Origin of the sequence: Bacillus sp. FSL K6-3149, from assembly GCF_038630515.1 — a bacterium.
GTDB lineage: Bacteria > Bacillota > Bacilli > Bacillales > Bacillaceae > Bacillus > Bacillus pumilus.
On sequence record NZ_CP152034.1, the window covers coordinates 1,263,776 to 1,289,406 of the forward strand.

Below are 25,631 nucleotides of genomic sequence, written 5' to 3' on the forward strand. Positions count from 1 at the left end.
ATGAGTGATTTACCTAGAATTCCGTTCGCGGATTACATCGATCAATTTGTTGACTGGTTAACATTAACGTTTGGCGGTTTCTTTGATGGCATCACAAATGGATTAGCAGGTACAGTAAATGGAATTGTGGCAGTACTTGGTGTGATTCCATCCATTATTTTAACCCTTATTTTTGCCGGCATTGCTTGGTGGATCAGTACAAGAGGAATTGCTCTTTTCACACTTATTGGATTCTTGCTGATTGACTATTTAGGCTACTGGCATCCAATGCTTCAAACCCTTGCGCTCGTTTTAACAGCTGTGGTCATTTCCATCGTAATCGGGGTTCCGATCGGTATTTGGGCATCACAGAAGGAAACTGTGCGTAAAATTGTGACACCGATTTTAGATTTAATGCAGACAATGCCTGCATTCGTTTATCTATTACCAGCCATCTTCTTCTTTAACATTGGCGTTGTGCCTGGAGTTGTGGCATCGGTTATTTTCTCTATGCCGCCAACGATTCGTATGACGATTCTCGGTATTAAACAAGTACCAGCTGATTTAATTGAAGCAACAGAAGCATTTGGTTCAACGACATTCCAGCGTTTGTTCAAAGTTCAGCTTCCACTTGCAACAAAAACCATCCTAGCTGGTATTAACCAAAGTATCATGCTTGCTCTATCAATGGTCGTCATTGCGGCAATGGTAGGTGCACCAGGACTTGGTTCAGAAGTATATAGTGCGGTAACGCAGCTGAAAACAGGAATTGGATTTGAAGCAGGTATTGCCATTGTCATTGTGGCGATTACACTTGACCGTATTACACAAAACATTAAAACGAAAAAAACCAGGGGGAATGCTTAATGTGGAAAAAGTCTATCTACATTGGGATGACCGCCCTGCTTGTCTTTTTACTAGCCGCTTGTGGCGCAAAGTCGGACTCAAATGCGAGTGCAGCACAGCAGGTGAATAAAACCATTATCGGTATTGATCCCGGTTCAGGGATTATGGCGCTAACGGATCAAGCGAAAAAGGATTACGGCTTAGAGGATTGGACGGTTGTGTCTGCATCAAGTGCAGCCATGACTGCAACACTCAAGAAATCTTACGACCGTAAAAAGCCAATCATCATCACTGGCTGGAATCCACACTGGATGTTTTCTCGATATGATTTAAAATATTTAGAGGACCCAAAGAAATCTTACGGTGAAGCGGAAGAGATTCATACGATTTCACGTAAAGGGTTTGCAAAGGATCAGCCGGATGCAGCCAAAATGCTTGGTCAGTTTAAATGGTCTCAAGATGACATGGGCGAAGTCATGATGGATATCCAAGATGGTATCAATCCAAAGGATGCCGCCGTTAAATATGTGAAGAAACATAAAGACCAAGTAGCGAAATGGACAAAAGGTGTGAAAAAGTCGGATGGTGACAAAGTCAATCTTGCCTACGTTGCGTGGGATAGTGAGATTGCAAGTACCAATGTTGCTGCAGAAGTACTGCGTGAGCTCGGATTTAAAGTGACCTTGACTCAGGTGGAAGCAGGTCCAATGTGGACAGCAATTGCAACTGGAAGTGCGGATGCCTCGTTATCTGCTTGGCTGCCAAATACGCATAAAACGTATGCAGCGAAGTTTAAAGGGAAATATGATGATCTAGGCACAAGTATGAAAGGTCTTCGCATGGGTCTAGTTGTTCCGACATATATGAAGAACGTCAACTCGATTGAGGATTTGAAAAAATAGCCAATTATGATGAGGTTCCCTTATAATAGAAGGGAGCATATGAAAAAGCAGTCTGCTCAAAAAGCGGCTGCTTTTTTCTTATATATAAGGAAGGTGGACGAGTTGTCGATGATGGTTAAGCCAATCATGATTTTCCTGCATGGCGGAGGAGTAAGTAGCTGGATGTGGCAGGAGCAGATAAAAACATTCAAAGAAGCGTATGAATGCTATACGCCTGACCTCATTGGTCACGGGACTAGAGCAGATGAACAGTCCTTTTCCATGCGAGAAAGTGCTCTTGAAATCATCTCATGGATCAAGCAGCATACGCACGGACATAAAGTAATACTCGTTGGCTTCTCTCTAGGTGCACAGGTTGCCGTTGAGGTGTTATCAAAAGAGCCTGACATCGTAGACATAGCCGTCATCAATAGTGCTCTTGTAATGCCGCTGCCATGGCTTTACTTGATGGTGAGACCTCTTTTACCTCTTACGTATCCATTATTAAAGAAAGATTGGTTTATCGAGCTCCAAGCTGAAAAAATGGGGCTTCCAAACGATGTACTCAATCACTATGTGGCGGATTCGAAGAATTTGCAGAAGAAAACCCTTCTGACGATGTTTCAAGAAAATCTCCATTACAAGCTCCCAGACACGTTTCAACAAGCGAAGGCACGAATTCTTGTCACAGTGGGGGAAAAGGAAAAAGGCATCATGAAACGGTCAGCAAAGAAAATAACGAATTCACATCCGCAGGCAGCAGGTGTCGTCGTTCCCTCTATTGGACATACATTTACGTTTGAGAAGAAAGAACTGTTTATGGATATGGTTCAATGCTTTATAGAGGAACGGGCATTACCAGTGGAATTAAAGGAAATCAAGTAACCGAAAGTAAAGACAGGCATAAAAGAGGCAGCCAAATCTTAGAACCTATATGATAAAGGTATAAAACGCTTACAGATGAGCTACTGTCTGACTGAAAGCTCATGAGACGTAGAAGGAGGAGCTATGAGTAAAAACTATATCATATTCGGTGCAAGTCAAGGATTAGGGGATGCTTTTGTTAAAGGTCTTCCTTCAAGCGGAGATACAGTTTGGATTGTGTCTCGAAGTGAACCGAGCAGTTTGAAATTAGATGACGGTGTACATAGAATTTGGCTGAAAATTGATTTATCAAGCCAATCTCATATCCCATACATGATCGAAGCATTGGGGGACAAAACCATTGATGTCCTGATCTATAACGTCGGCTTATGGGAAAAACGAGGCTTTGAAGATGATTATTCATTTGATCACGATCAGCCAGAGGATATCGCTCATTTAATCAATGTGAACGTCACGTCTACGATTACTTACATCCAAGCACTGCTTCCGCACGTAAGAAAATCGGAGAATGGAAAAATCATCGTGATTGGTTCAACGGCGGGACTTGATCATACAAACCTACCGCAAGTTTCTTTTGTTGCATCTAAATTTGGCCTGCGCGGAATTGTGAATGCACTAAGAGAGCATGTGAGAAAAGATAAAATATCTGTCACCTGTATTAATCCAGGAGAGCTGGCGGCAGAGGTACCATATGAAGATGGTGCCGAAAAAGCCATCGCTCTATATGATGAAACGAGAATTCCTGTACAGGATATAGTAGAGCTTGCGAGATGTGTGATTCATTTATCAAGGGTATCCTGTGTAAAAGAAATCAACGTCCCAGCCATGACAGATTTGAATGCGTAAAACAATCAGACCACCCGTTTAAAGAAAAAACGGGTGGTTTTTTGATTTTATGATGAATGCTGCTGAAGGGTTTGATAAACAGCTTCAGTCAAAATCTCAATGCCTGTAAAAATAGCAGAGCGGTCGAATGTCATATACGGATGATGTAGACCCGGCTTTAGATCACAGCCTAAACCAAGCATCGTGGATTTGATATGCGGAACCTTTGCTGCATAAAAGTGAAAATCCTCTCCGCCTGTCGTTACGATCGGAGGATCAAGCTGTTCTTTCCCTAAAATCTTTTCAATGGCTTGAGACATCATCTGAACGGCTTCCTCATTTAAGGTAGCGGCAGGCAGACGATGATCTGTTGAAAGGGTAATGGAAGCGCCAAAGGCATCCGCTACAGCATGTACGGCTCTTTCAATTTCTTTTTCTAGTTCATCCATCACTTCATTTGTTTGTGCTCTGACATCTAATGTAAAAGAAGCTTTGCCAGGGATGATGTTTGAACTACCTCCGCCAGCATGTAGGTTGGTCATTTTCACAGAATGTGCAACTCTTGGGTCGACATGAATATGCGCGAGTCTTTGCACGAGGGTAGAAGCGACTTCAATGACGTTGACCCCTAGATGCGGGCGTGCACCGTGGGCTTCCTCACCAATAATTGTGCCGATGTAATGATTACTCGATCCATGTAAGATCGCAGGTGCGCAGCGTCCGTTTAATGTTTCTTGAATTGGGCGCACATGCACTCCGTATAAGTAATCAACGTCTGCTAGCACACCTTTTTCAATCATTTTCAGCGCACCGCCGCCTTTTTCCTCAGCAGGCTGAAAAATGAAGCGGATGGTGCCGTTTGGGAGCTCCTTTTCTTTTAATGCCATGAAGGTGCCGAGAGCCATTGTCATGTGTGCATCGTGACCACATGAATGATTGGCTTGAAACTCACCATCTACTTCCTGCCAAAGTGCATCAATATCGGCTCTCACAGCGACCACTGGTGAACCTTCTCCCATTTCACCGATCACTCCTGTACAGTCGTCAAATGTTCGAGTTTGACAGCCCATTTTCTTTAATAAGTCCTCAAGATAAGCCGTCGTATTCGTTTCTTCCCAGCTGATTTCAGGGTGGGCGTGCAGGTGATCAAAGATGTCTTTCACCGTTTGCTGCATGTCGTTTGTCAAAGTTGTCATGAATAGCCTCCTTGCTGACAGAAAATCTGTCAAAATATTCTTTTAGTGAAATAATATTGATCTTAAATATCATCAGTGTTTATAATATAACACATCATTTGATTATTCAGAAAATTAAGTGAAATTCCAATCGGGACAAAGGGGTTTTGACACATGAAAACAGCAGCAGTATTACCACCAGAGAAACAAAAAAGAAAACTTCAAATGCCGGATGCGTATGTTCTCTTATTTATCATTGCGCTCATTTGTACCGTTGCAACGTATTTTGTGCCAGCAGGTGAATTTGACCGAAAGACGTCAGGGGAAATTACAACAGCTGTTCCTGGCAGCTATCACCGCATTGATCAATCACCCGTAAGTCCAGTGGGCTTTTTTACAGCCATTCAGGAAGGGATGGTAGGGTCTTCTTCTATTATTTTTCTCATTCTATTTACTGGTGGAACCATAGCCATTTTGGAGAAAACAGGTGCCATTAACGGAATGATTCACCATGTCATCAGCAGATTTCAAACAAAGCAATTATTGTTTATTTGTATTGTTGGAGGATTATTTTCAGTGCTTGGAACGACCGGAATTGTCGTGAACTCTGTTATAGGATTTATTCCAATCGGGATCATTGTGGCAAGATCCTTGAAATGGGATGCTGTGGCAGGAGCTGCGGTCATTTATATCGGCTGTTATGCCGGGTTTAACGCAACCATTTTGTCTCCATCTCCACTGGGGTTATCTCAGACGATTGCAGAGCTGCCGATTTTTTCTGGCATTGGTCTTCGTGTCATTATTTATCTTTGTTTTCTTATATCTAGTATTGTGTACATCTATTTATATACAAGACGCCTAAAGAATAAAGAGAAGGGAAGTCTTCTTGGAGATGAATGGTTTCCTGCGAAGGGACTTGGCGGATCTGATGCAGAATCTGTGGACAAGCCTGCATTTACGGGCAGGCATAAGCTGATTTTAGCAGTGTGTGGATTGTCTCTTGGGGGCTTCTTATATGGCGCGCTTCAGCTTGGCTGGACCGATAAGGAAATGGCAGGAGTCTTCATTTTCATGGCCATTGCTGCTGGATTGCTTGGCGGATTAGCAGCTAATGATATTGCGAAAACGTTTATTGTCGGCTGTCAAAGCCTTGTTTACGGCGCACTCATTGTTGGGATGGCACGCTGCATTTCTGTCATTTTGGAAAACGGTAAGCTGCTTGATACTGTGGTTAATGGCTTGGCGAGTATGCTGACAGGATTTAGTCCAATTGCTGGTGCGATCGGGATGTATATTGCGAGTGCACTTCTTCACTTTTTGATTTCATCAGGATCAGGAGAAGCGGTTGTCTTTATTCCAATTCTTGCGCCGCTGGCTGACTTAATGGGCATCACAAGACAGGTCGCTGTAGAAGCGGTGATGCTTGGTGAAGGGGTGGTTAACTGTATCAATCCGACGTCAGGTGTGCTCATGGCTGTGCTTGCTGCTAGTGGTATTCCTTATGTGAAGTGGCTTCGTTTTATGGTGCCTCTTGCGCTCATTTGGTTTGTCATTGGCCTTGTCTTTATTTGCATCGGCGTGATGATCAATTGGGGACCTTATTAACATGTATAAAGCTGCTGACAATGGCTTGGCAGCTTTTTTCTTGTGGAAATATGCATGGAGACAGCGCTTTGAAAGCACAATAAGTGTGTTCACAAATTCGCTACATATTTTTTTTCAGAAACACCCTTGCAAAAGTTTGTGAAGTGTTGCACAATAAGAATGTGAAATACTTCACAAACAGAAAACAACCTAGTTTTACTCAGGAGGATGAGATAAATGACAAACGAAAAAGTAAACAAAGTAGCACTTATTGGAGCAGGTTTTGTAGGTAGCAGTTATGCCTTTACATTAATAAATCAAGTGATCACAGATGAATTGGTTGTCATCGATTTGAATCAAGATAAAGCAATGGGTGACGTCATGGATTTAAACCACGGGAAAGCATTTGCTCCGCATCCGGTGAACACATGGTATGGAGATTATGAGGATTGTAAGGATGCGGACATTGTGTGTATCTGTGCTGGAGCGAACCAAAAGCCAGGTGAAACGAGACTTGACCTTGTTGAAAAAAACTTAAATATATTTAAAGGCATTGTAGACAATGTGATGAAAAGTGGATTCGATGGTATTTTCTTAGTCGCCACAAACCCTGTTGATATTTTAACATATGCGACTTGGAAATTCAGTGGACTGCCAAAAGAGCGAGTGATTGGCAGTGGAACTACACTTGATACTGCAAGATTTAGATACATGCTTAGTGAGTACTTTGACGCAGCGGCACACAATGTGCATGCGTACATCATTGGAGAGCATGGGGATACAGAGCTTGCTGTTTGGAGTCATGCGAATATCGGAAGTGTACCGATTACAGAATTAATGAAGAAAAATGATCAATACAAACAAGAAGATTTAGATGAGATGATGGAAAATGTCCGTCATGCCGCTTATCAAATCATTGAGAAAAAAGGCGCTACTTACTACGGCGTAGCGATGAGTTTGGCCCGCATAACAAGAGCGATTCTGCACAATGAAAACAGTATTTTGACTGTCAGCACTTACTTAGATGGAGAGTACGGAGCAGAAGATGTCTACATTGGTGTACCTGCCCTTGTGAATCGAAATGGCGCAACAGAAGTGATAGAGCTTGCACTGAATGATACAGAAAAAGAACAATTCGCGCACAGTGTGAATGTGTTAAAAGAGATTTTGGCTCCTCATTTTTAATCAAAAGCAACCTATCTGAGCAGAAAAGGATGAATCACTATGTGGCAGCAAATATATAATCCGTTTGGTAATGAGTTCGTGAGTGCATTGGTAGCAATGCTTCCAATTTTGTTTTTCCTACTTGCATTAACCGTATTTAAGTTAAAAGGTGTTTTAGCCGCTTGTTTTACCTTAATCGTCAGTTTTGTAACAGCGGTTTTCTTCTTTCATATGCCAATTGAAAAAGCATTATCTGCTGTGCTGCTCGGTATATCTAATGGGCTGTGGCCGATTGGATATATCGTCATCATGGCGGTGTGGCTCTATAAAATTGCTGTGAAATCTGGTAAATTCGATGTTATTCGTTCTAGTATTGCAGGAATCTCTCAAGATCAACGTCTTCAGCTCTTATTAATTGGTTTTAGTTTTAACGCATTTTTAGAGGGAGCCGCTGGGTTTGGTGTACCGATTGCGATTAGTGCCGCTCTCTTAACAGAGCTTGGGTTTAAACCGCTGAAAGCTGCGATGCTCTGCTTAATTGCCAATGCTGCGTCTGGCGCATTTGGTGCTGTGGGTATCCCAGTCATTACAGGGGCGCAAATGGGCAATATGACGCCGCTGGCATTATCTCAAACCCTTGTGTTTACGATTCCGTTTATTTCATTCTGTATTCCGTTCCTACTCATTCTCATTGTGGACGGATTCAAAGGGATTAAAGAAACGCTCCCTGCCTTGCTTGTTGTGAGTGGAAGCTATGCCATTTTGCAAGCTGTCACAATGGTGACAATGGGTCCTGAGCTTGCCAATATTATTTCAGCTTTAGCAAGTATGGGGATTTTGGCTTTATTTCTTCGAAAATGGCAGCCGAAACATATTTATCGTGAAGAAGGGGCACCAGACATTGAACAGAAACAAACGTATCGCGGCGTTGAAGTGCTGAAAGCATGGTCTCCATTCTATATTTTAACTGCCGTGATTACGGTATGGAGTCTGCCAGCATTTAAAGCATTGTTTGCTGTAGGAGGCCCGCTCAACTGGACAACCATTTTAGTGAAAATGCCATTTTTGCATCAGCAAATTGTAAAATTACCACCAATTGCACAAACAGCAACACCTATTGATGCGATCTTTAAAATTGATGTGATCAGTGCAACGGGTACTGCCATTCTAATTGCGGTGATGCTGACAGGTTTGTTTAGCAGACATATTACATTAACAGAAGGCGCTGCCTGCTTAAAAGCATCAGTGAAAGAGCTTTGGGTACCAGTTCTCACTATTTGTTTTGTCATGGGCTTTGCCAACTTGGCGAACTTCGCTGGACTAAGTTCAGCCATTGGGCTTGCACTTGCCAAAACAGGCGATTTGTTCCCGCTTGTTAGCCCAGTGCTTGGCTGGATCGGGGTGTTTATTACAGGATCTGTCGTGAGTAACAACGCCTTATTCGGTAACCTTCAAGCAGTTACTGCTTCTCAAATCGGCTCTCAAGCAGGTTTGTTAATCGGAGCAAATACAACAGGCGGGGTCATGGCGAAATTAATTTCTCCACAATCTATCGCCATTGCTACAGCAGCAGTTGGAGAAACAGGTAAAGAATCTGAGCTCTTCCAAAAGACTGTGAAGTACAGCTTCATCCTGCTCGGCATAGTGTGTATATGGACATTCATTCTTGCTCAATTTATATAGGTTTAAAAAAAGACTGAGACAGCTCTCAGTCACAGCGTGTAGACAAACCTTCGCATTCTTTGTCAGGCCTGTGCTCCGGTGCTCACGAATGTCAAATTCGCTCCGCTCCGTTGCTCGTCCTTCCTAGACTGCAAAGGTTTTCTATCACGCTGAAAAAAGGAAAACAAAGGGCTAAAATAAAGATCATTTTAGCCCTTTGTCACCAAAAAAGACTGAGACAGCTCTTAGTCTTTTTTGTTTATGTCGATTCCCTTGTCACGAGCCGGGTAGGCAGCTGGATATGTTCACGCTGTAATGGTTTTTGGTCTTGCAGGATCTCGATTATTTGCTGCACAGACCGCTGGCCAAGCTCTACGATCGGGATGTCGATTGTGGTGATCGTTGGAGCCGTCACCTCGCAAATGTCTTGATTGTCATAGCCAATCACCGCTAGATCCTGAGGAATTTGATAACCATATGAAATAGCCTGTTTAATGAGTCCTGCTGCGACTTGATCATTACCGGTGAAAATGGCATCAGGTGCATTCTTCATGTCATGGATGACATCCATTAAGCGAAAACCGTCTTCAATGGTGAAGGCCTCGCCGAACAGCCAATCGTCATGCAGCGGCAAGCCGTGTGCAGAAAGAGCATCGAGATAGCCCTGTTTCCTTTGTTTCTGTGCTTCACTGCTTTCTGTATCAAAGCAAAACCCGATCGATTTCCGCCCCGACTGAATCAAGTAGTCAACTGCTTTATAGGCAGCTTCCCGCTCATCGTATCCAATAATCGGGATGTCTGCTGTTTGATGATATTCATTCGCCATGACAATAGGGCCGTTCGTTAAAAATGGCTCGATCTTTTCCCACGGATTTTCTAATGCCCCTAATATGACCCCATCTACTTCTCTTCTTTTTAATAATTGAAGCCCTTCAAGCTCTAATGATTCCTGATAAAACGTCTGAAGCACGATGGCTTTATAGCCTTGATCCAGTGCTTCTTTTGAAATTCCTTTAATGAATTGTGCAAAAAAAGGATGGTCCACAGCCGGGACAGACACAGCAATGGTTTTTGTCTGATGTGAACGAAGGGTGCGAGCCGCTGAACTCGGTGTATATTCCATTTCTTTCATCACCTGTAAAATGAGCTGGCGCTTTTCCTCTGACACATATGGATGATGATTCAGCACTCTGGAAACGGTGGTGGTTGAAACCCCGCAGCGTTTGGCAATTTCATAAATTGTACACATATTAACAAATCCTTTACACAAAGTTATTGTTCTGAAATCGATAACATCATTTACAATGTGAAACAAGTTAAATATTAACAAATGGAATTGATTAATTGGAGGGAATGGAATGCAAATATTGACGAAGATATCAGGTAAAAGCAAGGATTATCTTCCTTTGCTGGATATGATCAATCAAGGTGTTCAAGTAAAGTCTGATTCAGTTGAAAAGCACCTAGCAAATGAAAAGCTGGTGACGTTCCTCGAGCAAGATATAGGGCACACAGGATTGGAAAAAATTCTCTTCCATTATAAACAAAATAAGGAAAAAAAGATACCGTTCCTGCCAGTCGATAAACTGATTTCAGAGGATGAGATCGATGACATTATGCAGGTGCTGAAAGAAGTATTGAGTTCTGGCCGTTTTACTTCAGGGCCATATATCCCGGCGTTTGAAAAGCAGCTCGCTGAGTACTTAGGGAAGAAATATGTCATTGCCACGTCAAGTGGAACAGATGCCCTAATGATCAGCCTTATATCAGCAGGCGTCACTCCAGGAGATGAGGTCATTTTGCCAGCGAATAGCTTTGCTGCAACAGAAAATGCAGTGCTTGCGATTGGTGCTGTTCCAGTCTATGCCGATATTGATCCAGATACTTACTGCTTGGCACCGAGTGAAATAGAGAAGCATATCACAGATCAAACGGCATGCATTCTTCCGGTTCATTTATATGGAAAACAAGCGGATATGAAGGCCATTTCGGCGATTGCAAAAAAGCATGGGCTAAAAATCATTGAAGATGGCTGCCAGGCGATCGGGAGCACTGGCCTTGGAGCATATGGAGATGGGCTTGTTCTCAGCTTTAATCCATACAAAAATCTTGGTGTCTGCGGCAAGGCCGGAGCCATCGCGACAAATGATGAAGCCTTAGCGGAAAAATGCATGGAGATCAGCTATCACGGCTTTGAAGTAGGAAAGAAAAATGTCAAACGCAGTGACTATGGCTTTAATTCGAAAATTGATAATTTGCAGGCAGCGATCGGACTCGAACGTATGAAGTATTTAGGATTACAAAACTTTAAACGTTTCTACTTAGCAAAGCGATACATTGACCAGCTACAAACGCTTGAGGAAGAAGGATACTTGAAGCTTCCGAAGCTAACGGATGATCACGTCTGGCATCTGTTCCCGATTAGAGTGATGAAGGGAGAGCGAGATGAGCTTGCAGCAAAATTGCTGAAAATGGGCATAGAAACGGATGTTTATTACCCAATTCTATCGCATCAGCATCAAACAAATCTTGTTTCTCAAAAGTATAAACAAACGACACTTCCACAAACGGAAAAAGCAGCACAGGAATTACTTCACTTGCCGTTGTATCCAGGCATGCCGCTGCAAGATCAGGAGAAGGTCATCGAGGGGGTTCATCATGTTATCAAGTCTTCCATTCAATAAAAAGCTGCTGAATCAGCCGGATAATCCGAAGTGGATCGTCTTCTGTGACTTTGATGAAACCTATTATTCTCACAAAATGACCGATGAGCAGAGAGAGGATGTCAAGCGGCTGGAAGCCTTTGTGGCAGAAAAGAGTGAAGCAGGACAGCTCATGCTTGGCTGGGTCACGGGAAGTAGCCTCGATTCTGTCACAAGTAAAATGGAAACAGGCGGTTTTTATCAATTCCCGCATTTTATTGCGTCGAACTTAGGGACTGAGATTGTGTATACATCGTATGCTCGTTTTGGACAGCCAGATGCGGAGTGGATGAAGCGGCTGGATGCACAGGGCTTCTCAGATGAAAAAATTGAAGACATCCTCGAAACCATACGTGAAAAGGGAATTCATCTCAGACCGCAAACGCAGCTGGGCAGCTCAGGGTATAAGAAGAATTTCTATTATCAGGAGCAGGATGAACGGACAGATCTTCATCATCTATCATTCATCCAAACACTTGCCAAAGAGCGCGGGGTGGCGGTCAACATCAACAAATGCAATCCGCTTGCAGGAGACCCTGCTGATTGCTATGATGTCGATTTTTTACCAGTCGGCACAGGGAAGGATGAAATTGTCCGCTTTATGCTGAAGCAATATGATTTATCGAAAGGTCAAGGCTTTGCCTTTGGAGATAGTGGGAACGATTTGCGGATGCTTCAATCCGTCACGCACGGTTTCCTCGTCCAAAATGCGACGGCCGAAGCCAAGCGGCACCATCATCAAATTTGTCATCATGGGTATGCAAAAGGAATCTATGAAACACTGAAAACAGTGATGTATAAACATGAGGAGGCACATTCATGAAGAAAATTGGAATTGTTGGAGCAGGGAATATTGCAAAAGCACATGCAAGAGCATTATCAACGATCAAAGGTGCAGAGTTATCAGGTGTTTATGATTTACACGAGTCAGTTGCACAGGGATTCATTAAACAGTATGGCGGACGCGTGTATTCAAGTATCGAAACTTTAGCAGATGCATCTGATGGGTTGATCATTGCTTCCCCGAATTTTTGTCACAAAGACCATGCCCTTCAGGCACTAAGAGCAGGACAGCCCATTTTATGTGAAAAGCCGATGGCTGTGTCGCTGAAGGAAGCGAAGGAAATGGTGGAGACAGCCAAACAGTTCCAGGTTCAAGCCAGTATGGGCTTTAACTATCGTTACTTATCCTTTGTGAATATTTTGAAGAATTTGATTGCCAATGGTGAATTAGGTCGGATTTTAACTGTCAGGACTCATTTTAAGAAAAACAGTGCCCTCAGAAGAAAGACATTTTCATGGAGAGACAGCGGGGAGAGTCTGCGTACGAGCGGTGCATTAGGAGATCTTGGCATTCATTTAATTGATATGCTTTGGTACTTATTTGGCAGTGACATGAAGAAAGACTCCTTAAATACCAAGATGCTGACGCATGTAAAGGAAAAGGAAGAGAAAAAGGTACAGGTGGATGATCATACCGAAATTTTCGGTCAGATGGAGAATCAAGTGTTCTTTCATTTGGTCACATCCAAAAGTACGCAGCCGGAGGAATGCGGATTTAGTGTAGAAGTCGTTGGTCATGACAAGGTATTCAAATACCATACGAACATGAAAAACGAATATGAGATCAGCGATGGCTTGTGTGTGGAGCGTCATCAAATGCCGCAAACCCTGCTGACAGATCCGCCAAACGAATTTTACGGATGGTCTGATACGTTCCGTGATCAGCTGATGCACTGGGTGAATACAGATCCATATCCATCTCATATGAAAGTCGCTGATTTTGTAGACGGGTATCGCGCGCAAGCAGCGCTTAATACGTGCTTCGAGAGGGAAGAGGCTGTCGAGTCTGCCCAGACATATTAAAGAGGTGGAGCGGAGGATGTCAAAACTCCGCTCCTTTTTAGAGGAAGTGAAAAGATGAAAAAAGTATTTTATTTTGGCTGTGTCTTTTATTTTTTTATTGGGACCATTCATGTGTTTTTTGGCAGCTTAACTCCTTATTTACTGTCTAGTTACGATAAGGGTCCTGGGGAATTATCTTCTTTAATCTTTTTTCAGTTTATTGGTTTTTTGACAGGGGTTCTGTTATCCCCCATCCTTGTGAGGAAAAAAGGCTACGGCGCTGTTCTGACCATGGGTCTTTTGCTGATGATCGGGTCACTTCTGCTTGGGCTTTTGGTTCCTGGCTGGTCAACACTTGTGCTGGCAGGTTTTTTTCTTGGGAGCGGGGCAGGCAGTCTTGAGACAACAGCCGGAGCGTATGTGATTTCGATGGCAAACAGTGCGAAGCGAATTAGCATCATGGAGGTCTTCTTTGGGTTAGGAGCACTGTTATTTCCACTTGTGATTTTACTAACTGTCAATGAACAGACGTGGCACTATGTGTTTTTATTTCAAGTCGGTGCACTGACATTCTTCCTTATGCTCTGGCTTGCCTTCATGAACAAATTGCCTAGTGGACAGATGACTGCTCCTTCCAATGGGGTAAGAAAACCGTCCTTACTTGTTGATCGAAACAATCGAATCATTGTGGTGATCATGATTTGCTTTGCCTTTTTCTACGCAGGGATTGAAACGAACTTTGCGAACTTTTTGCCGTCGATCATGCTGGAGAAGGGAGGAGACAATTGGGGTCTCTTTGCGGTCTCTACCTTTTGGACAGCAATTGTTATCGGCAGAACCGTGATTGCGAGAAAAGCAGATCAGCTGCACCCGCTGCGTTTTTTAAAGCTAAGCGCAGCACTCATGATTCTGCTGCTCGTGGTCTTTGCCATGACAACCCACATTGCCGCCCAGCTGCTTCTCATCTTTTTCATCGGTCTGTGTGCAGCTGGTATGTTCCCAATCGCACTGACTGCATCTGCATTAATGATTGAAAATGCCATCGACGAGGCCACAAGCTACTTTATTGCAGCCGCAAGTTTAGGCGGAGCCTGCTTGTCCTTCTTGATCGGCTTTAGTCTTGAATGGGCAGGAGCAGCAAGTGCCGTCTTTGTTTTCGCCTTCTTAGCTGTTCTTCTGTTTGCAGCTGCGATTCAAATGAAACGTGCTACGAAAAAGGAAACGGTCCTGCCGCAACAATCGGCGCTGAAAGCCGATCGTTAAGCAATATCCAATGTCTCCTTGAATCCACCTGAAAAGATGGCAAAGGACTTGTACTAAACCATAGAACGTTTGAATAATATGTACAAGTCAGCATCAAAAGGAGGACGTCTATGTGGCGGTGTTTTTTGGTTATATCTTTTTAGGGTTGTCACTTTCAGCGCCTGTTGGGCCAGTCAATGCAGCTCAAATCGACAGAGGGATTAAAAGTGGATTTTGGCACGCGTGGATTTTTGGTGTGGGGGCAATGGCTGCGGATATTGTCTATATGCTCCTCATTTATTTTGGTGTCGCCCAGCTTTTGACCGCACCTCTTGTGAAAACCTTTTTGTGGCTGTTCGGCTTTTTTGTTCTGACCTATACCGGCATTGAGAGCCTGCGTAAAATCAATTTGCAGGAGAGTCCGAAAAAGGATGGAGGAAACACTTCGGTGGGTCAGTCATTTATGACGGGGTTTTTCATTTCTCTTTCCAATCCGCTCAGTATTTTATTTTGGCTTGGCATCTATGGCAGTATTTTGGCCAATACGATCGAAAAATATGGGACATCCCAATTGCTCATGTATAGTATGGCTATTTTTATCGGCATGCTGATTTGGGATTTCAGTATGGCACTGCTTGCTAGTTCGTTTCGGCGTTATTTAAGTGAACGTGTCTTACATGGCTTATCCGTGCTTGCAGGCTTATCTTTACTTGGTTTCGGCGCTTATTTCGGGTATCAAGGGATCATGGCGTTGATTGGGTAGAAAAGCAGACTCATGTCAGTCTGCTTTTTTTGTAAGGATTGACAGACATAACACATTCTTGAATAATGGTGAGATATAAAATGGATTCAAGGAGCTTTGCCATGCGTATTTTTCTTCCAGTATTCAACTATTTGTGCATGCTGATCTTATCAGTCATCACAGCAACATTCGTATATACCATGCTATTTATCCCGACTGAATCAGGCTTTGGTTATGTGGAAATGACAAGTCTGCTCATTTTAATCGCTTATGTAGTGTTTGCTACACCGATTCAGCTTGTTTTACACCGGTATCCTAGAAGGTTCCGAGGCCGAGACTTACTTATTTATTTTCTTGCGGCGTGGGTGGTTTGTTCTGCGTTAGCGTTATGGATTGATTATGGACTGGTCGTGTTCATTAGCTACAAAGTCTATCTGTTTAGCTTTTGCTCAGCCTTCATTTATTGGGTGCTCGATTCTGTCTTTTTGATGAAGAACCGATCATAGGGATGATACAAAAGTGCTCTATTAAAAGAAGCAGCATGGAGTGAAAGACGCACATACATGCTGAATTTGAATGAGAATATCCACCTCTGGAATGCGCAAGGAAAGTCGCTTAGGGACAGTCACCACAGCCTTTTTTTCTCATAGGCTATGGAGAAGACGCTAAAACGAGGTGGAAGGAAATGGCCCAGTTGTATGCAAAAAGTTGTCTTGATCAAAATCTACGATCTCTAGAAGAATGGAAGCAGGACGCTTTTACGCAATTTGGAGAGATGGTAGGGGATGAGGCAGATACATTCCCATGTGTACCCGGAAGACAGGGGTTTTTTCTTGATCATTTACGGTATGGGTTTGTTGGTGACCCGAGGGAAGAGGATGCGGTTGATGAATTGGCCCAGCTCTTGAGAGAATATCAAAGTTGTTCGAAAGAAACGGGTCAATATGCCTCATTTGTTTGCTTTTTTGAGACACCGCAGGATTTGAGGGAATATTCGCTCGAAGAGTATGAGGAACAGTTTTGGTCGCTCGTTCAGCAATTGCATGAAAAGGATGAAATGAAATGGCCAAAGGACATTCCGACAGATCCTGAGAATCATGAATGGGAATTTTGTTTTCATGGGGAACCCTATTTTATTTTATGCGCAACACCGGCTCACAAGCTCAGAAAAAGTCGTCACTTTCCTTATGTGATGTGGGCATTTCAACCAAGATGGGTGTTTGAGAAGATGAACGGATCCACCACATTCGGGCAAAAAATGAGCAAACTTGTTCGGAAAAGGCTCAAGGCATATGATCAAGTAGATGTTCATCCAGCGTTAAAGTGGTATGGTGATCAGAAAAATCTGGAATGGAAACAATATTTCCTCTCAGATGATGAGGCGGAGAAACCAGCCTCCGCCAAATGTCCATTTACTGCATTAAAAAACATGATGAAATTATGATGCGGTCTGATCCTGCTGCTTCCACTTTTTCCTCATAAATAGCACCATGATGGCAATCACTGCAATGATCCCAAGACTGATAAAAAAGCCAGGTCTTCCGCTTGCCTCAGTTAATGTGCCTGAAACGGCGGCTCCAATCAGGAGCAGTGCAAGAATCATTTCGCACGTTTGGCGAGTGGATGGCTTTGATAGCTTTTTACTTGAGAATAGAATGAATACCCATGTGTACAGAAGGGTAAGGCCGGCTGCTGTTGTGAGATGCTCGTAGATGTGTTTGGACAAAAAGAGCGCAAGCAAAATCGAGACAATTAATCCAGCAGCAGTTAAGATAATTGAAGACCATCTGACATGAGATGGGTCTTTTTGTTTAAAACAAGCAGGTGCATCTTGATGCTCCGACATCGTGCCAAGCAGCGTCGTGACTGCATAGAGTGAGGCAACCAATGTCGAAAAGCCAGCAATAATGAAAATGCCATTAAAGATATGAAGAAAGATTGATAAATGAAATGGCTCTAATGATGTAATAAATGGACTGCTGTTTTCATTAAAGGCTGTCACCGGGACAAGCAAGAGAGCAAGACCAATTGAGACGATATAGATGACCGCTAGAATGATCAGCATGACGCGTCCAGACTTTGCTGCATCCTTCGGGTCTTTTAAATGAACCGCCATCAGCCCCATGACTTCTATTCCCCCAAATGCATAAAACGCGTAAATCAATCCATTCCAAAGACCAAGCGGACCGAGCGGCATCCATTCGTGATCTTTGTTTGGGAGGTGAAGGGTTGGTTTATGATCTGTCAGAATACCGAATAACACAAGCACAGCAAGGATCATAAATAGAAAAATCGCCGCTGTCTTCAGTACCGCAAGGACATTTTCTGTCTTTTGAAAAGAAGAAAGCCCTATGATAATCACGAGTAGAGCAAGAGCGGAATAAATCGCAGAAAACACCCAAAGCGGAACAGATGGAAACCAGTGGCGGGTAAAAAGAGAAATTGCTGTTAACTGACTTCCTGTAATCAGCATTTCTGCAAACCAATACACCCAGCCATTGCTAAACCCTGCCCAGCGTCCATATGCTTTACGAGCATAGGAACAAAATGACCCTTTATCAGGATTATCGGCTGTCATTGCAGCCAAATGCTTAAAGACAAGATAGGTTCCGATCGCAGCAAGCAAAAAAGAAATGCAGACGGAATAACCGGACTTTGTAATGGCGATGCTGGAACCAAGGAAGAAACCGGTGCCAATTGTACAGCCTACTCCGATGAGAGAAAGCTGCCACCAAGATAGAGATTGTTCTTCTTTCAATGCATGTGCAACACCTTTCTGTTTCAATGACATTAGCTTGTGACCGGCTCCTTTTTTTATACATGATCAAGGGGACGTTTTGGGCATACTGTCAAGGAAAGGAGTGCAGGTGTTGAACGGAGAATACGTGATTTTACCAAAGGATGGACATGGCTTTCGTTTAGGAAAAGGCCAATGTATGCGGGTGGTTGATGTTGAAGGCCAGCAAGTAGCAGATGTCATGGCCTATCACGAAAAGGATTTTTATGAAAAATTTGACCAAGGCGCGACAATGGACAGCCTATTTTCGTCCAAAGTGAAAAAAGGCGATAAGCTCTATTCTAATTTATACAAACCGATGTTTACGGTCATTGAAGATACAGTCGAGTGCCATGATTTATATATGCCCGCCTGCCGGCAAGAAATGTACCAGCTTTTATACGGACGGACGCATTTAGAGGTCATGCATACATGCTACGATAATTTAAGGACTGCCTTCGAATCATTTGGGATTCCGAAGGAGGATATGTACTATCCTTTTAATGCCTTTATGAATACAGTCATTGATGAAAAAGGAAAGCTGTCTGTGGAGCAGCCAAAATCGCTTCCTGGTGATTACATTCGTCTGCGAGCCGAAATGGATCTCATTGTAGCCGTATCCGCATGCCCTGCTGATATTGGGAAGTGTAATGGCGCAAGCTGTACATCTATACGGGTAGAAATTGATTGAAAAAAAGGCAAGTCCGTATAGACGGGGTCTTTTTCATTTGTGAATGTTTGATCATTAATGAAATAGGGGAACGTCTTACAAAATGTTCTTCCTGAAAACATGGTATAATGAAGATTCAAAAAACGTTGTCAAATCAATGAATTTAGAGTAAAACCTGTTCTCTTCATGTAGAGGATGCTTAGGAGGAAAAGTGTATGAGTTTGCAAAAAAAGATCAGCCAAGAGTTGCATGTGCAGCCCTCAATTGACCCGAAGCAGGAGATCGAAAAACGGGTTGGATTTTTAAAGGACTACTTGAAAAAAACCGGCGCGAAAGGATTCGTTCTCGGGATTAGCGGCGGACAGGATTCAACGCTCGCTGGCCGTCTTGCACAGCTCGCTGCATCTGAACTGCGTCAAGAAGGAAAGGAAGAGGCAGTCTTTATTGCGGTGCGTCTCCCGCATGGCGTGCAGCAGGATGAAGATGATGCCCAGCTCGCTTTATCATTTATTCAGCCGGACAAGTCGTGGAAATATGATATTGCGCCTGCCGTGACGGCATTCAGTGAACAATATCAAAAAGACACAGGCGGACCGTTGTCTGATTTTAATAAAGGGAATGTCAAAGCACGCATGCGAATGATCGCGCAATATGCTGTCGGAGGAGAAGAAGGATTACTTGTCATTGGTACAGATCATGCAGCCGAAGCAGTCACTGGGTTTTTCACGAAATATGGTGACGGCGGTGCAGACGTTCTCCCGCTCACAGGTCTGACGAAACGCCAAGGCCGGACACTGCTAGAAGCGCTGCAAGCACCAGAGCGCCTATACTTAAAGAAACCGACAGCCGATCTGCTTGATGACAAACCTCAGCAAACGGATGAAACAGAACTAGGCATTACGTACAATGAAATTGATGATTACTTAGAAGGTAAGCCCGTGTCAGAACAAGCAGCAGAAGCGATTGAAAAGCGCTATGTTCAATCAGAGCATAAACGCCAAGTACCCGCTTCCATGTTTGATGACTGGTGGAAATAAAAAAGCGACCTCTCCAGTAGACGGAGAGGTTTTTTTATGTTGAATTTTTAAATGGGTTTGACAAAATAACCAAAAATTCATTAAATTAGTAGAACGATCTACTCAAGTCCATTTAACTAAATAAAGATTTTTTTGATCAAAAAAAACAATCATAATTAGTTCGATTCACTTAATTTCACTGCTATTTACAGTATTTTCAGAAAAAACGATTGACGAAGAAAAAGAATACGCTTACAATGAAACCACATTCCGAAAAGTGAAATTAGATTCCACTGAATGGAATAAAGAGGTGGTTCACCTCCAAATAAGAAGCTAAAGGAATGATTGACACAATGAAAAATCGAAGTGCACTGGAAATCTACAAAGAGGGAGGCGCTTGGTGGGAAACTGAGATTAGTCATATTCAAAAAAATTCAATTGAACTTCGAGGTTATCCGATTGAAGAACTGATTGGCGAACTGTCGTATCCACAAATGCTTTATTTACTGCTTGTTGGTGAATTATTGGATGATTCAAAAGCAGCTCTTTTTGAAAGTGTTCTTGTCGCAGGCGCGGACCATGGACCAAGAGCGCCATCTATTGCAGCTGCCAGAATGGCGGTGACTTGCGGCATTTCGTTTAATTCCTCTGTTGCAACAGGGGTGAATTTATTAGGTGATATTCATGGCGGAGCCGGAGAGAAGGCCATGCGTATGTTATACGAAGCCAAAGCGATCTACGATGATCAAAAGGATATACAGTCTGCGGCCAAGCAAGTATGTCACACATGGTTAACTCGCAAGGAAAAAATCCCGGGGATCGGCCATCAGCTTCATGATGATGATCCGAGGGTTAGACGTCTATATGAGCTAAGTCACACATATGTCCAGCAAGGTCTTATCAGTGGGATATATTTACGGTTAGCCGAAGCGATTAGACATGAGCTTGAACACCTGAAAGGGAAGAAAATCACGATGAATATAGACGGTGTATCTGCTGCAATCCAATGTGAATTAAACATTCCAGCAGAAGCAGCAAAAGGCATTTTTTCCTTATCCAGAGGAATGGGCATCGTGGCGCATGCATATGAGGAGCTGACAAAGGGAGCCCTCGTGAAGGGACCTTGTCCAAACGAAGAAAGATTGGTTCGTTATGCAGGACATGGAACGCGGCACTTGAAGGAGGGAGAGAAAATTTGAGCAGTTTGAAAGCGTTATCATATATAAACGGCGAGTGGATGGATACCGATCGTGTGAAAACAGATATCATCAATCCTTACTCAGGAGAAAGGATCGGTACATCATATCTCGCCTCATCAGAAGACATAGAACAGGCACTTTCTATTGCGCAGCATGCTAAAAAACAAATAGCGGGAATATCGGCAATCGAACGCTCAAAGCTTCTAACGAAAGCAGCCACCTTGCTTGAAGAACAAAAAGACCATTTCGCAAAACTGATTTCGTTAGAATTAGGCAAACCGCTTAAAAATACAAGAGATGAAGTCTCACGATCAATCGAGACGCTAGCGCAGTCGGCGGAAGAAGCGAATCGATTAGTAGGTGAGACCATTCCAGGCAATGTATCATCGCGTGGGCAGGGAGCAATGGCCATGACATTTAAAATACCAGTCGGAGTTGTGCTGGCGATTACTCCTTTTAATGCACCGCTCAACTTAATTTGTCACAAAGTTGGTCCAGCTTTTGCGGGAGGGAATGTCATTATTTTGAAGCCTGCACCGCAAACATCAGCTGTTGCTACAGCGTTTGTCAAACTCCTTCTCGAAGCAGGGTTCCCTGAGGCAAGTTTGCAGCTTGTGATTGGCGGGGTCGAGGCTGGGAAACAGTTAGTCACTGATGAAAGAACGAATCTCATCTCTTTTACCGGTGGGGCTGCCGGAGGAGAGCATATTACAACCTCTGCGGGATTAAAAAAAGTATTGCTCGAACTCGGAGGGAATGGCGCGACGATTGTTCATCACGATGCTGATATTGAACAAGCCGCATCCCTTTGTGCCAAGACAGGCTTTAGTAATTCTGGTCAAAGCTGTATTTCTGTTCAAAGAATTTATGTCCACCAGGAAATAATGCCGTCGTTTACTGAGGTATTAAAACAAAAAGTAGAGCAGCTTGTCGTTGGAGATCCGCTGTCCAGTGAGAGTGATATCGGCTGTATGGTCGATGCACAGGCCGCGCAGCGTGTTGAGACATGGATACAAGAGGCAGAGAGTATGGGGGCACAGCTTTTATGTGGGGGAAAAAGAAATGGAGCGAGCATCACACCGGCTATTTTGCTGAACCCTCCGAAACAGGCCAAGGTCGTCTGTGAGGAAGTATTTGGCCCAGTTGTCAGCATTCTCCCTTATGCGGAGCTGGAGGAGGCAATTAAAGAAGCAAATGATAGTCGATATGGTTTGCAGGCAGGGATCTTTACGAATCAGCTGGATGTTGCGTTACACGCAGCAAAAGAGCTTGAAACTGGCGGTGTTGTCATCAATGGGACATCAAATTTTAGACTGGATCATTGGCCTTATGGAGGAATTAAGCGAAGTGGTCTTGGAAGAGAAGGTCCGCGTTTCGCTATTGAGGAGATGACCGAAACCAAAATGATCGTGCTTCCACAGGGTCTGTGAAAGGGGCGTTTGGATGTGAATGCATTTCAGCAAAAGGTAAAAAGTGTGCAGACAGGCGGTCAGCCAATGATTTGTACGCCGCTCATCGGGCAAACAAAGGAAGAATTGTTTCATGAGGTCGAGGTATTAACTGAGAAGAAGCCTGATGTGATAGAGTGGCGGGCGGATTTTTTTCATCACCTTCATGACAAGGAACAAGTCATAGAAACCCTTAAGGGAATGGTAGAAAAGGCAAAGGGCATACCATTTTTATTCACCATCCGCTCTGAAAAGGAGGGCGGCGAAAGTATATCACTCTCAGAAAATGAGAAGGTTTCTCTGCTTGTCGAGCTTTGTTCCACACAGCTTGTGGACGCCGTTGATTATGAATTGATGCATGATGTGACACATTTACAGCAAGTCAGTCAGGCGGCTAAAAGTAATGGGGTCACCTTAATTGTGTCGTATCACGATTTCCAGCGTACCCCTGAGTTGGATCGTCTCGTGCAGCTATTCGTCAATGCAGAATCAGTCGGCGCCGACATCGCAAAGATTGCAGTGATGCCGCATTCCTATGAGGATGCATTAACACTGCTCTCTGCGACCAGCCATGCGAACAAGCAGCTGTCGATTCCCGTTATTTCGATGGCAATGGGGGAATATGGGGCTTTTACAAGAATGGTTGGTGGACTTTTTGGATCTGTCATGACCTTTGCTGTAGGGAAAGAAAGCTCAGCTCCCGGGCAAGTGGCAATACAGGATTTGAACAGCGTTCTATCTATTGTTTTTCAAAGAATAAGAGAGTAGCAGATTCATAGCTGCACCGTGAGAGGAGAGAAACATGAAGAAGAATATTTCTACACAGGTTATTCAGTATTTAGAGAATCGGGGAGTCGAGCATATTTTTGGTCTCTGCGGTCATACGAATATTGCTTTTTTATCAGCGCTTGAAAAAAGCTCGATTCAATTTGTAAATGTCAGACATGAACAGATAGCGGCACATGCAGCAGATGGTTATGCGCGAGCAAAGAAACAGACAGCTGTTGTTCTCAGTCATCTAGGTCCTGGACTCACCAATGCGGCAACAGGGGTAGCGAATGCAGCACTTGATTCCATTCCAATGGTTGTCATTGCAGGAGATGTCCCGAGTCATTACTACGGAAAGCACCCACATCAAGAGATCAATCTTCATTCCGATGCCTCTCAATACGAAATTTACCGGCCGTTTGTGAAAAGAGCATGGCGAGTCGATATTCCAGAATTATTTCCAGAGATTTTATCAAAAGCATTTCAGTTAGCTGAAAGTGGCCGTCCTGGCCCAGTGCTGATATCTGTTCCAATGGATGTGTTCTCAAAAGACCTAGATGTGTCCCTGTTTGAACAAATCAACCATCATACACACACCATTGAAAAGCCTTCAATTGATGATCAAACGGCCAATCGGATATTAGATCGATTGCTGCAGGCAGAAAGGCCGCTTTTATATGTAGGGGGAGGCATTTTACTAGCTGACGCAGCTGAAGAATTAAAGGCATTCTCTGATCATCTAAGTATCCCTGTCGCCCATTCTTTGATGGGGAAAGGAGCCATGCCAGATGATCACCCAATGACCCTTGGAATGACAGGATTTTGGGGGACAAAATTTATCAATGATCAGTGCAAAGCGGCGGACTATATATTGGCTTTAGGCACCCGTTTTGCTGAAGCTGATGCGAGTTCGTGGGAATCAGAATATACGTTCCGTTTCCCATCAACCAAGCTCATTCATATTGACATTGATCCGAATGAAATTGGACGTAACTATCCTGTTGACATTGGAGCAGTAGCTGATCTGAAGCAGGCCTTGACTGTACTCAATCGAGTGGCGAGAGAAAGACTGCCAGAAGGGCTGAATCGACCTGAATTGAAAAAGGAAATTGCGGCATATCGTAAGGATTTTCAGGCGAGCAACCTGACGAACATTCAAGATGAATCCTTCCCAATGAAGCCGCAGCGTATTTTGCAGGAAGTACGAGAAGTATTACCGCCAGATGCCTTTATTACAACGGATGTTGGCTGGAATAAAAATGGGGTCGGACAGCAATTTCCTGTGCTCACGCCAGGGACCATTCTAACACCAGGCGGCTTTGCAACGATGGGATTTGGAGCACCTGCCGCACTTGGGGCAAAGATTGCCCAGCCTGACCGTGTCGTTGTGTCACTCGTTGGGGACGGCGGATTCGGTCAAAATCCATCCGTTCTCGCAACAGCCGTTGAAGAGAACATTCCTGTTGTGTGGATTGTGATGAATAACAGTGCGTTTGGAACAATAGCTGGCTTGCAAATGGCGCACTATGAAACGACGTACGGTACTGTTTTCAGAAAAGGTGGAGAAAGCTATTCTCCGGATTTTGCTGCCATTGCAAGAGGTTATGGGATGAAGGGGATTAAAATCACCTCTGCTTCTGAATTCAAAGAAGCTTTAGCTGAAGCAATTGCATCTCAAGAGCCTTGCGTCATCGATGTAGCAATGAAAAATGATCCTGTCCCTACGGATGGACATTGGAATATTAATGATATTTATTCACCAAATTCAAAGCGCTCACATGTCAGCGTGAATTAAACATAACGAGGAGGAAGTAACAATGAAAATTAAAGTATTGAATCCGTTTCAAGATGGGAACCCATTATGGTTAGGTTTAGATCATCCAGAGGAGCAAATGATTCGAAAGGTATTTCAAACCATTACACCAGATACTGTTGGGTCCGAGCATATGATGGCAGGTCTCACCATTTTTGAACCGGGAGAAGCAAGTTCAGTGCACAATCACCCAGGTTCAGAGGAATTTGATTATGTGATTAAAGGATCTGGCGAAGTCATTTGTGATGGAGAAAGGCAGTCCTTTAAACAAAATGATTTCATGTTCATTCCAGACGGTGTCTCGCACCAGCATGTAAATACAGGAGATGAACCTTTATGGCTGATTTGGCTTTACACACCGCAAGGGCAGCTTCCGAAGGATTAACAAACTGCTCCGGTAAGCCCTCCT

Annotated in this window: 24 protein-coding genes; 21 read left to right on the forward strand and 3 right to left on the reverse strand. The window is 43.6% G+C overall.

What is annotated here, in order from left to right:
- From opuAB to MHB83_RS06660, 4 genes are all read left to right on the forward strand, one after another.
- Positions 1-846 carry a glycine/proline betaine ABC transporter permease subunit OpuAB gene (gene opuAB, locus MHB83_RS06645; protein WP_034620780.1) on the forward strand — a complete coding sequence of 282 codons (846 nt, stop codon included), beginning with the start codon at positions 1-3 and terminating at the stop codon, positions 844-846.
- Complete coding sequence (locus tag MHB83_RS06650) at positions 846-1,727, forward strand: glycine betaine ABC transporter substrate-binding protein (protein ID WP_342496742.1); 882 nt, start codon at positions 846-848, stop codon at positions 1,725-1,727. The genes opuAB and MHB83_RS06650 overlap by 1 nt, the downstream gene beginning before the upstream one ends.
- 39 nt (positions 1,728-1,766) lie before the next feature.
- Positions 1,767-2,591 carry an alpha/beta hydrolase gene (locus tag MHB83_RS06655; protein ID WP_342496743.1) on the forward strand — a complete coding sequence of 275 codons (825 nt, stop codon included), beginning with the start codon at positions 1,767-1,769 and terminating at the stop codon, positions 2,589-2,591.
- Positions 2,592-2,714: 123 nt separating this feature from the next.
- Positions 2,715-3,437 (forward strand): SDR family oxidoreductase, encoded by a 723-nt coding sequence (locus MHB83_RS06660; protein ID WP_050943293.1) that lies wholly within the window; start codon positions 2,715-2,717, stop codon positions 3,435-3,437.
- A gap of 47 nt (positions 3,438-3,484) precedes the next feature.
- Here MHB83_RS06660 and MHB83_RS06665 read toward each other — a convergent pair whose 3' ends face one another.
- Positions 3,485-4,612 (reverse strand): M20 peptidase aminoacylase family protein, encoded by a 1,128-nt coding sequence (locus MHB83_RS06665; protein WP_106032920.1) that lies wholly within the window; start codon positions 4,610-4,612, stop codon positions 3,485-3,487.
- Between the two features lie 153 nt (positions 4,613-4,765).
- On the opposite strand from MHB83_RS06665, the gene MHB83_RS06670 reads away from it, so the two are divergent.
- The 3 genes from MHB83_RS06670 to MHB83_RS06680 all read left to right on the forward strand — a co-directional run bounded on the left by MHB83_RS06670 (position 4,766) and on the right by MHB83_RS06680 (position 9,022).
- Entirely contained in the window at positions 4,766-6,196 is a 1,431-nt protein-coding gene (locus MHB83_RS06670) for a YfcC family protein (protein WP_137055223.1), read from the forward strand.
- Between the two features lie 216 nt (positions 6,197-6,412).
- A complete protein-coding gene (locus tag MHB83_RS06675; RefSeq protein WP_003217251.1) occupies positions 6,413-7,360 on the forward strand; it encodes an L-lactate dehydrogenase in 948 nt (315 codons plus the stop codon).
- Positions 7,361-7,399: 39 nt separating this feature from the next.
- A complete protein-coding gene (locus MHB83_RS06680; protein ID WP_137055225.1) occupies positions 7,400-9,022 on the forward strand; it encodes an L-lactate permease in 1,623 nt (540 codons plus the stop codon).
- A 238-nt stretch (positions 9,023-9,260) separates the two neighbouring features.
- On the opposite strand, the gene MHB83_RS06685 is transcribed toward MHB83_RS06680, so the two are convergent.
- Positions 9,261-10,250: a LacI family DNA-binding transcriptional regulator gene (locus MHB83_RS06685; RefSeq protein WP_137055227.1), complete on the reverse strand. Its 990-nt coding sequence runs from the start codon at positions 10,248-10,250 to the stop codon at positions 9,261-9,263.
- A 109-nt stretch (positions 10,251-10,359) separates the two neighbouring features.
- Between MHB83_RS06685 and MHB83_RS06690 the strand changes: the two genes are divergently transcribed.
- The 7 genes from MHB83_RS06690 to MHB83_RS06720 all read left to right on the forward strand — a co-directional run bounded on the left by MHB83_RS06690 (position 10,360) and on the right by MHB83_RS06720 (position 16,976).
- Positions 10,360-11,685, forward strand: a complete 1,326-nt coding sequence (locus MHB83_RS06690) for a DegT/DnrJ/EryC1/StrS family aminotransferase (protein WP_003217022.1) — start codon at positions 10,360-10,362, stop codon at positions 11,683-11,685.
- A complete protein-coding gene (locus MHB83_RS06695) occupies positions 11,660-12,526 on the forward strand; it encodes an HAD-IIB family hydrolase (protein ID WP_342496744.1) in 867 nt (288 codons plus the stop codon). The genes MHB83_RS06690 and MHB83_RS06695 overlap by 26 nt, the downstream gene beginning before the upstream one ends.
- Complete coding sequence (locus MHB83_RS06700) at positions 12,523-13,569, forward strand: Gfo/Idh/MocA family oxidoreductase (protein WP_212046236.1); 1,047 nt, start codon at positions 12,523-12,525, stop codon at positions 13,567-13,569. Before MHB83_RS06695 ends, MHB83_RS06700 begins: the two co-directional genes overlap by 4 nt.
- 54 nt (positions 13,570-13,623) lie before the next feature.
- On the forward strand, positions 13,624-14,811 hold the full coding sequence (locus MHB83_RS06705) for an MFS transporter (protein WP_342496745.1): 1,188 nt from the start codon (positions 13,624-13,626) through the stop codon (positions 14,809-14,811).
- 112 nt (positions 14,812-14,923) lie between these two features.
- Entirely contained in the window at positions 14,924-15,553 is a 630-nt protein-coding gene (locus MHB83_RS06710) for a LysE family translocator (RefSeq protein WP_310025929.1), read from the forward strand.
- A 101-nt stretch (positions 15,554-15,654) separates the two neighbouring features.
- The gene (locus MHB83_RS06715) at positions 15,655-16,038 is read left to right on the forward strand and encodes a UPF0715 family protein (RefSeq protein WP_050943277.1); all 384 of its coding nucleotides are present in this window, start codon (positions 15,655-15,657) and stop codon (positions 16,036-16,038) included.
- Between the two features lie 179 nt (positions 16,039-16,217).
- Positions 16,218-16,976 carry a YqcI/YcgG family protein gene (locus MHB83_RS06720; protein WP_050943464.1) on the forward strand — a complete coding sequence of 253 codons (759 nt, stop codon included), beginning with the start codon at positions 16,218-16,220 and terminating at the stop codon, positions 16,974-16,976.
- Here the strand turns inward: MHB83_RS06720 and MHB83_RS06725 are convergent.
- A complete protein-coding gene (locus tag MHB83_RS06725) occupies positions 16,971-18,323 on the reverse strand; it encodes an amino acid permease (protein ID WP_050943275.1) in 1,353 nt (450 codons plus the stop codon). The two genes, MHB83_RS06720 and MHB83_RS06725, sit on opposite strands and share 6 nt — an antisense overlap.
- A gap of 79 nt (positions 18,324-18,402) precedes the next feature.
- On the opposite strand from MHB83_RS06725, the gene MHB83_RS06730 reads away from it, so the two are divergent.
- The 7 genes from MHB83_RS06730 to MHB83_RS06760 all read left to right on the forward strand — a co-directional run bounded on the left by MHB83_RS06730 (position 18,403) and on the right by MHB83_RS06760 (position 25,607).
- The gene (locus MHB83_RS06730; RefSeq protein ID WP_050943273.1) at positions 18,403-18,999 is read left to right on the forward strand and encodes an urea carboxylase-associated family protein; all 597 of its coding nucleotides are present in this window, start codon (positions 18,403-18,405) and stop codon (positions 18,997-18,999) included.
- A gap of 194 nt (positions 19,000-19,193) precedes the next feature.
- Complete coding sequence (gene nadE / locus MHB83_RS06735; RefSeq protein WP_044139266.1) at positions 19,194-20,015, forward strand: ammonia-dependent NAD(+) synthetase; 822 nt, start codon at positions 19,194-19,196, stop codon at positions 20,013-20,015.
- 320 nt (positions 20,016-20,335) lie between these two features.
- A complete protein-coding gene (locus MHB83_RS06740; RefSeq protein ID WP_080772930.1) occupies positions 20,336-21,193 on the forward strand; it encodes a citryl-CoA lyase in 858 nt (285 codons plus the stop codon).
- Complete coding sequence (locus MHB83_RS06745; protein WP_050943270.1) at positions 21,190-22,623, forward strand: aldehyde dehydrogenase family protein; 1,434 nt, start codon at positions 21,190-21,192, stop codon at positions 22,621-22,623. The genes MHB83_RS06740 and MHB83_RS06745 overlap by 4 nt, the downstream gene beginning before the upstream one ends.
- Positions 22,624-22,632: 9 nt before the next feature.
- Positions 22,633-23,409: a type I 3-dehydroquinate dehydratase gene (gene aroD, locus MHB83_RS06750; RefSeq protein ID WP_050943268.1), complete on the forward strand. Its 777-nt coding sequence runs from the start codon at positions 22,633-22,635 to the stop codon at positions 23,407-23,409.
- 34 nt (positions 23,410-23,443) lie between these two features.
- Entirely contained in the window at positions 23,444-25,204 is a 1,761-nt protein-coding gene (locus MHB83_RS06755; protein ID WP_251191157.1) for a thiamine pyrophosphate-binding protein, read from the forward strand.
- Positions 25,205-25,226: 22 nt separating this feature from the next.
- Entirely contained in the window at positions 25,227-25,607 is a 381-nt protein-coding gene (locus MHB83_RS06760) for a cupin domain-containing protein (RefSeq protein ID WP_003216877.1), read from the forward strand.
- The last annotated feature ends 24 nt before the right edge of the window (positions 25,608-25,631 follow it).